Source organism: Bifidobacterium catulorum, from assembly GCF_003129925.1.
Classification (GTDB): Bacteria; Actinomycetota; Actinomycetes; order Actinomycetales; family Bifidobacteriaceae; genus Galliscardovia; species Galliscardovia catulorum.
Genome location: NZ_QFFN01000060.1, coordinates 1 through 7,351, shown reverse-complemented (window position 1 = coordinate 7,351; position 7,351 = coordinate 1). Strand labels below are relative to the sequence as shown.

At 64.5% G+C, this 7,351-nt stretch carries 6 protein-coding genes; 2 read left to right on the top strand and 4 right to left on the bottom strand.

Annotated features, from left to right (window positions below):
- Nucleotides 1-283 precede the first annotated feature (283 nt).
- Entirely contained in the window at nt 284-949 is a 666-nt protein-coding gene (gene eda, locus DF200_RS10310; RefSeq protein ID WP_109138185.1) for a bifunctional 4-hydroxy-2-oxoglutarate aldolase/2-dehydro-3-deoxy-phosphogluconate aldolase, read from the bottom strand.
- A 76-nt stretch (nt 950-1,025) separates the two neighbouring features.
- Nucleotides 1,026-2,009, bottom strand: a complete 984-nt coding sequence (locus DF200_RS10305) for a sugar kinase (RefSeq protein ID WP_109138184.1) — start codon at nt 2,007-2,009, stop codon at nt 1,026-1,028.
- Between the two features lie 251 nt (nt 2,010-2,260).
- Between DF200_RS10305 and DF200_RS10300 the strand changes: the two genes are divergently transcribed.
- Nucleotides 2,261-3,283: a LacI family DNA-binding transcriptional regulator gene (locus DF200_RS10300; RefSeq protein WP_109138183.1), complete on the top strand. Its 1,023-nt coding sequence runs from the start codon at nt 2,261-2,263 to the stop codon at nt 3,281-3,283.
- 80 nt (nt 3,284-3,363) lie between these two features.
- On the opposite strand, the gene DF200_RS10295 is transcribed toward DF200_RS10300, so the two are convergent.
- A complete protein-coding gene (locus DF200_RS10295; RefSeq protein ID WP_109138182.1) occupies nt 3,364-4,437 on the bottom strand; it encodes an alpha/beta hydrolase in 1,074 nt (357 codons plus the stop codon).
- A gap of 82 nt (nt 4,438-4,519) precedes the next feature.
- Complete coding sequence (locus DF200_RS10290) at nt 4,520-6,028, bottom strand: sugar porter family MFS transporter (protein WP_109138181.1); 1,509 nt, start codon at nt 6,026-6,028, stop codon at nt 4,520-4,522.
- A 269-nt stretch (nt 6,029-6,297) separates the two neighbouring features.
- Between DF200_RS10290 and DF200_RS10285 the strand changes: the two genes are divergently transcribed.
- Nucleotides 6,298-7,188 carry an AraC family transcriptional regulator gene (locus tag DF200_RS10285; RefSeq protein ID WP_109138180.1) on the top strand — a complete coding sequence of 297 codons (891 nt, stop codon included), beginning with the start codon at nt 6,298-6,300 and terminating at the stop codon, nt 7,186-7,188.
- Nucleotides 7,189-7,351: the final 163 nt, after the last annotated feature.

The window sequence follows — 7,351 nt, the reverse complement described above, 5'->3', positions numbered from 1 at the left end:
CCTACAACTCCCCGGACGCCAATAACCAGCAGGCCGGACCAGTGATCCACACCCACACAAACACCCGAAGAGCCATATTTATTGTGAACGTTCCACTCCCTCCGTCGGGCATCGTTGCCACAATTTGCACACCGTTTCTGTGACCTGGGTCTCAGAACACGGGTTACGTCGCATCGTCGCGACATACGAACGACGCCCGCACCCCACAGATTCAGGGGCGCGGGCGTCGTTCACTGACGTTGACCGTATGTTCCCGGCCCAAGCCGGGAAGCCGTTCTGCGAATCAGGCGTTCTTGCGGTCGATGATCGGCTTGACGAGGGCGCGGGCGTCGGCGCAGGCCTTGGCGATGGCATCCCAGTCGTGGGCCTTCTGCGCGGCGGACGGCACCGGGAAGGAGCCGCCGATGGCGAACACGTTGTTGAGGGAGATGTACTCCTCGGCGTTCTTCAGGCTCACGCCGCCGGTGGGCAGGAACTTCATCTCGGCGAACGGGCCGTTGAGGGCCTTGAGGGTCTTCACGCCGCCGTAGGCCTCGGCCGGGAAGAACTTGACGTAGCGAAGACCGAGCTGGTAGGCGTCGTCCACGTCGGACGGCACGGCCGTGCCGGGCAGCACGAGAATGTCGTTCTCCAGGGCGTACTCCACGATGCTGCGGGTGAAGGCCGGGGTGACCAGGCCCTTGCAGCCGGCCTCGATGGAGGCCTTGGCCTGCTCGACGGTGTGCACGGTGCCGGCGACCAGGGTGACGCCCGGCACTTCGTCGCGGATCTTCTTCATGCCTTCGATGGCGTAGGGGGAACGGAAGGTGACCTCGGCCACCGGGATGCCGCCGCGCTCCAGGGCCTGGGCCAGCGGAACGGCCTCCTCCACGCTGTGCAGCGTGACCAGCGGCACGACGCCGAGCTCGGAGAAGTAGGCCAGCTGCTCTTCGTTGGTCTTTTCTGCCATAGTGATACTCCTTTGGATTATTGCCAACAGTTTGTACTTTATCGCGACTTCCGCGGGGCGACGGCGTTCGCCGGCGTCACTCGGCGCGGCGGTGGGACGCCTTGAACGCCTCAAGCTCCTCCGGGGTCGGCAGACCCTCGTTGTCGGAGACGAACTGCGTCTGGATGGCGCCGAGCGCGCAGCCGCGCTCCAGGGCCTCGTCCACGGTGCGGCCGTCCAGCAGCGCGGAGAGCGTGCCGGCGGCGAAGCCGTCGCCGCAGCCGACAGTGTCCACCACCTTGTCGACGACGAAGCCATGCACGTAGGTAGAGTCGTTGCCGTCGGTGGCGTATGCGCCGGCGGGGCCGTCCTTGACGACGACGAGCTTGGCGCCGTTGTCGATGAACGCCTGCGCGGTGCTTGCCAGATCGTCGGCGCCGAACAGCTCGCGTCCCTCGCCGACGCCCGGCAGCACCAGGTCGGACTGGGCGGCCAGCTCGACGAGCGTCTTGCGCATGAGGTCGAGGCTCGGCCAGATCGCCGGACGCAGGTTCGGGTCGAACGACACATAGGCGCCATTCTCACGGGCCTTGGCGATGAGCTCCTTGGCTGCGGCCAGCGTGGTCTCGCTCAGCGGGGGCAGGATGCCGGTGAGATGCACGAGCGAGATGTCGGAGAAGTCGACGGCGTCCACATCGGCCGGCGACAGCGTGGAGGCCGCGGAGTTCTTACGCCAGTAGGCGGTCTTCGGGTCGCCGTGGCTCACCTTGGACTTCATCATGAATCCGGTCAGGTGATCGTCGTCGTAGGAGACCAGCGAGGTGTCGATGCCGTTGCGCTCCATGAAGGCGCGGATGCGGTCGCCTGCCGGGTCGTGGGCGAGCTTGGTCATGTAGACCGGCTTCTGCCCCAGTCGGGAGAGTCCGACGCAGACGTTCAGTTCGGCGCCGGCGACCGACGCGCCGAACGTGGAGACCTCGGCCAGGTCGCCTTCCTGCTCGGCGGTGAACAGCGTCATCGCCTCGCCGACCAGCAGCACCTTTCCCGGCCTGATTGCAACAGTCGATTCACCCAATGCCATGAGAAATCCCTCTGATCAAAAAAAATTCGTATTGTCTTTGCGATTCAAGTTCGAACCTTGAACTCAACCGGTACACATAATACTATCCAAGTAGTGGAACAATCGGACGATTTGGCAGGGTTTTCCATATCCGACGGTTGCCGTTCACGTCCGGAAGGCGGTCCGGCAGGCGATGACGCCCGCGTCGGTCGCCCATCCCATCGGCCAGGTATAGTGAACCCCGGTTCCGCATCACATGGAGGAGTTCTCGAATGAGGCAGTCCAAATCGAACCGCAAGCCCAGCATCGCCGACGTCGCGGCGGCCGTCGGCGTCTCCAAGACCACGATCTCCCGGTATCTGCATGGAAAATACGACTATATGTCCGACGAGACGCGGCGGCGCATCGACGAGACGATCGACCGCCTCGGATACCGGCCGAACAAGCTGGCGCAGAGCCTCAAGGCCCCGAACACCCATCTGATCGGCGTGACCATCGCCAACATCAGCAACCCGTTCAGCTCGCAGCTGCTCAAGGGCATGCAGGCCGAATGCCGCAGACGCGGCATCCAGCTGCTGGTCAGCGACGTGGACGACGACCCGGCGCTGGAGCGCGCGGCCATCGAATCGCTGCTCGACTCACAGGTCGACGGGCTGATCGTCAACACGGCCGGCGGCAACGACGAGTATCTGATCGAATTCGCCACGACGCCCGGCAACCCGCCGATGGCGACGCTCGACCGGTTCATCCGGCCGAACGTCTGCGACTGCGTGACCTCCGACAACGTGGCCGGCGTGGACGCCATGCTCGACCATCTCGCCGAACGGCGATTCGACCATGTGGTGTTCGTGACGCAGATGATAGCCGCCATCACGACGCGAGTGTCGCGTGCGACGGCGTTCCGGGACTATATGGCCGCGCATGCCGGCATCGACGGGGAGATACTTGAATACGCCGACCCCGAGGACCTCGGCGAGCAGCTCGAACGGATCGCCGCCGAACAGCGCGGCCGGCGCGTCTGCCTGTTCACGAACAACGAGGACGCCATGTGCGACGTGTTCGAATCGTATCCGGCGGCGCTCAACGGGCGGATCGGGCTGTGCGCGTTCGCCACGCGCCGCTGGGCGCACTACAGCGGCCGGGGGATCACCTGCCTCGACCAGGACCCGCGGCGCATGGGCCGCACATGCGCATCCAGACTGGTCGCCCGCATCTACGACGGCGATGAATCCCCGTTCGAGCTGGTGAAACTGCCCGTGGAGCTGTGCGTGTTCGCCTCCACCGCGGAAGTGTGACCCGGCGCGCACGAACGGCCCCGGGACACGACGCGGCGGCGGCATGACGCATCCACGCGCCATGCCGCCGCCAGCGGCCGCTACAGCCGCGAATAGGTGAAGTGGCGGATGAGGTCGAGCACGGCCTCGCTCTCTTCGAGCCAGCTCATGCACACGGGGAACACGTGGCCGAGCGTCTCCCCCTTGGTGGTCTTCCAGTCGTGCAGCTCGAAGTCCGCCCCGGCGGCGGCGAGATGTGCGGCCAGGCCGAGCGTCTCCGACTGGATGAAGTCGTCGCTGCTGGTATTGAGGAACAGTGGCGGCAGGTCCACCGTGCGCACGATCTCGGCGATGTCGACGGCAGAGCGGTCCACCGACGCGAGCGGCGCGAAGAACGTGGACGACAGCACGTCCAGGATCGACGCGGGATCGTCGGCGTCGACTTCGGTGGCCACGGTGGAGGCATCGGAGCCGGTCGCCGCGCCCTTCCCGCCATCGGCGGGAACATACGGCAGCAGGTCGAACAGTCCGGAGACCAGTGCGGCGCCGTGCACGCCGATGCCGCTGGGGGTCACGCCCAGCGCCGAGGCCACGGCGTCCGACTTCTCGACGGCGGCGGCGAAGAACGCGAGGCATCCGCCGGCGGAGTCGCCGGTGAGCCATACGCCGTCCTGCGCGATCGGGTAGTCGCCACGATGATCGCGAATCCATGCGAGCGCCTGCGCGACGTCACGCAGCTGGCCGAGGAAGTCGGTCTGCGGCGCGGGGCGGTAGTTCACCGAGAACACGGCGAAGCCGCGCGACGCCAGATGCGTGCAGAAGTTGCGGTTGAGCTCCTTGTATCCGTAGACGAACCCGCCGCCGTGGATGTCCACGTACACGGGCAGCGTACGTCCGCCACGGACCACGGCGTCGTGCGGCAGGTACAGGTCGAGCCGGTGGCCGCGCACGTCGTCGGCATCGTCGGCATACGGCAGGTCGGCGATGACGTCGATGCCGTCGGGCACGTTCCAGAACGGCACACGTGAGGAGTCGCCGTCTGCGAAGTCCACGCGCGAGCGAAGGATGGCATCACTCAGCGGTAGTGGCAGTCCGTCCAGGTCGCCGTCGATCTCCGTCCAGTCGGTGTACGGCACGCCCTCGGCGGTGGCGTAGCGGTTGATGGTTGTGGTCATTTCATCGTCTCCTTGCATTCGGTATACGGAAGGCCCGTAGGGTCCCGCGGCCTTACGGGCCCCGCGGATCCGCGCGGCAGCATTACTCGGCCGGCATGTCCTCCAGGGCCACGCCGTTGGTCTCGGGCAGCACCTTCTTGACGAACAGGTAGCTCAGCAGGGCGAACACGGTGTAGGCCAGGTACACGTTGCCCACGCCGATGGTGTCGCGTAGCGGCGGGAAGGTGGTGGAGACCACGAAGTTGCCGATCCAGTTGAACGCGGTGGCGACGGCCACGCCGATGGCGCGGATGTTGTTCGGGAAGATCTCGCCGATGACGACCCACATGCCGGCACCCCAGCTGAAGTTGAACGAGAGGAAGAACGCGTACATGCCGAAGATCGCGATCGGCGCCCAGATACCGGGAAGCACGAAGTTGCCGTCCTGCACGGAGGCGTGGTAGAAGCCCACGGTGGCGATGAGCAGGAACGCGGTCATGGCGATGGAGCCGGCGGCGAGGAGCTTCTTGCGGCCGATGCGGTCGAGCAGGATCATGGATGCGATCATCGGGATCCAGGCGGCGAGCGTGCGGTACATCGAGATGTCGAGCGCCATCTGCTCGGAGAAGCCCATGGAGCGCCAGATGCTCGAATCGTAGTAGAGAATGATGTTGATGCCGCAGAACTGCTGGAACAGAGCCACGAGGATGCCGATCCACACGACCTTCTTCAGGCCGAGGAAGCCGCCGCGCAGGTCGCGCAGCCGGGCGCCGCTCTCTCCGCCCACGGTGGCGCGGATCTGCGCGATCTTGGCTTCGGGGTTCACCACGCCGTTGATGCGCTTGAGCGTGGCGGCGGCCTCCTCGTCACGGTTCTTCATCACGAGGTAGCGCGGCGATTCGGGCAGCATCAGGGACACGACGAACATGACGACCGAGGGCACGATCATGATGAGCAGCATCCAGCGCCAGGTGGCGAGGCCGAACCAGAACGGCGAGTCGGCGCCGCCGGAGCCCTTGGCGAACATGCTGTTGGTGATGGTGGAGGCGAGCATGCCGATGCCGACGCCGAACTGCTGGAAGCTGGTGAGGAAGCCGCGCATCTTGGTCGGCGAGACCTCGGCGATGTATGCGGGGCCGAGCACGGATGCGAGGCCCACGCCCAGGCCGCCGATGAAGCGGAACACGATGAACGACCAGATCTCGGGCGCCAGGGCCGAGCCGAGGGAGCTCGCGATGAACAGGATGGACGCGAACAGCATGGAGCGGATGCGGCCGTGCCTGTCGGCGAGCCGGCCGGCGAACCATGCGCCGAGCACGCAGCCGAGCAGCGCGCACGAGACCGAGATGCCGCTCATGAAGCTGTTGAGGCCGAAGCCGGTCGCCGTGCCCGCGATGGAGTCCACGGCGCCGTTGATGACCGCCGTGTCGAATCCGAACAGCAGGCCTCCGACGGCCGCAGCCGCGCACACGATGATGATCCTTCGTTTGATGACCGGGTCGATGACCTCCTCAAGGTCGTCGTGCCGGGTGACATTCTGAGACGTCATTGCCTTCTCCTTTTCGATGACCGCCTTGTCATGCGCACATCGCCACGTCTCTTTCGCGGCTATGTGATGACTGTCATCCTAGAGACGGCAACGACGCCATCATCGTCATAATGTGATTTATAAATAGTATTTTTGTGATGTATTCTTACGATTATCAATCATCAATATCACATTTTGTATGATAATCGTCACGTATCGTATTATGCGCTCATGGCCGCGCGATATTCCGGCGGACGGCACCGGCAAGAACGACACAAGCAAAAACGACACCGACGGAGAGGACACCAACGGAGAGGACAACGACGGGAAGGACAACGACGGGAAGGACAACGATGGCCCACGACAACGACTATCCGCACAACGAGATGATCACCGCCGATTATCTTGAGGAGAACATCTACCCCGACGACTCCCCCGCGCTGGTGATTCTGCACGACGCGACCAAGGAATCCGTGCGTCCGCACTGGCATCGCGGCCTTGAGATCGCGTACTGCTTCGAGGGCGGTGCGCAATGGACCATCGATTCGACGATTTCGGAGACGAGCGCCGGAAGAATCACCATGATCAGCCCGTACGCCATTCATTCCGCGACGGTGGGAACGTCCGGGTACCGGCGCTACAGCGGCGTCTCGATCACATACAACAACGACATCGTCGAACGGTCGTATCCGTACGCCGACCGCGCGCTCCTCGACTTCGACAGCCCGCAGGCCACCGACGACGACCGGCGGCGGCTCACCGACCTCGTCGTCGAGGTCGCGCAATGGTATCGTCAGCCGGGAACGCTGCGCACGCTGAAGTTGAACGCGCTGCTGTACGACATCCTGTTCCTCGTGTATTCACGGTTCGTCACCGGCGTGCAGCGGCCGGAGTTCGTACGCAACGGGCGTCACGTGTTCGTGCAGATCATCGGGTTCATCGAGGACCATTACACGGAGCCGATTACAGCTCAGGATGTGGCGGAACGCTTCGGGTACAGCCGCGAGCATTTCAGCCGGCTGTTCAAATCGGCGACGGGCATGGGGTTCAAACGGTTCCTGACCGACTTGCGACTGCAGGACGCCGCGTCGCGCATACGGCGTTCGACCGTGCCGATCGGCGACATCGTCGAGGAGACCGGGTTCCCCGATTCGCGCAGCCTCGCCGTCGCATTCGAAAAACGCTACGGCATGACGCCCAGCGCATACCGCCGGACGCAGGGTGACCGGACGCCGGATGCATAACGAACCGGATGCATAACGGAAACGGGCCTCCATGGCGAATGCCATGAAGACCCGTCTCAACCGATCGGAAGGGAATGCGTCAGACGATCACTTGCCGTAGCGGACGGTGTCCCACACGCCCAGCAGGTACTGGATGCCCAGCGCACGGTCGTACAGGCCGTAA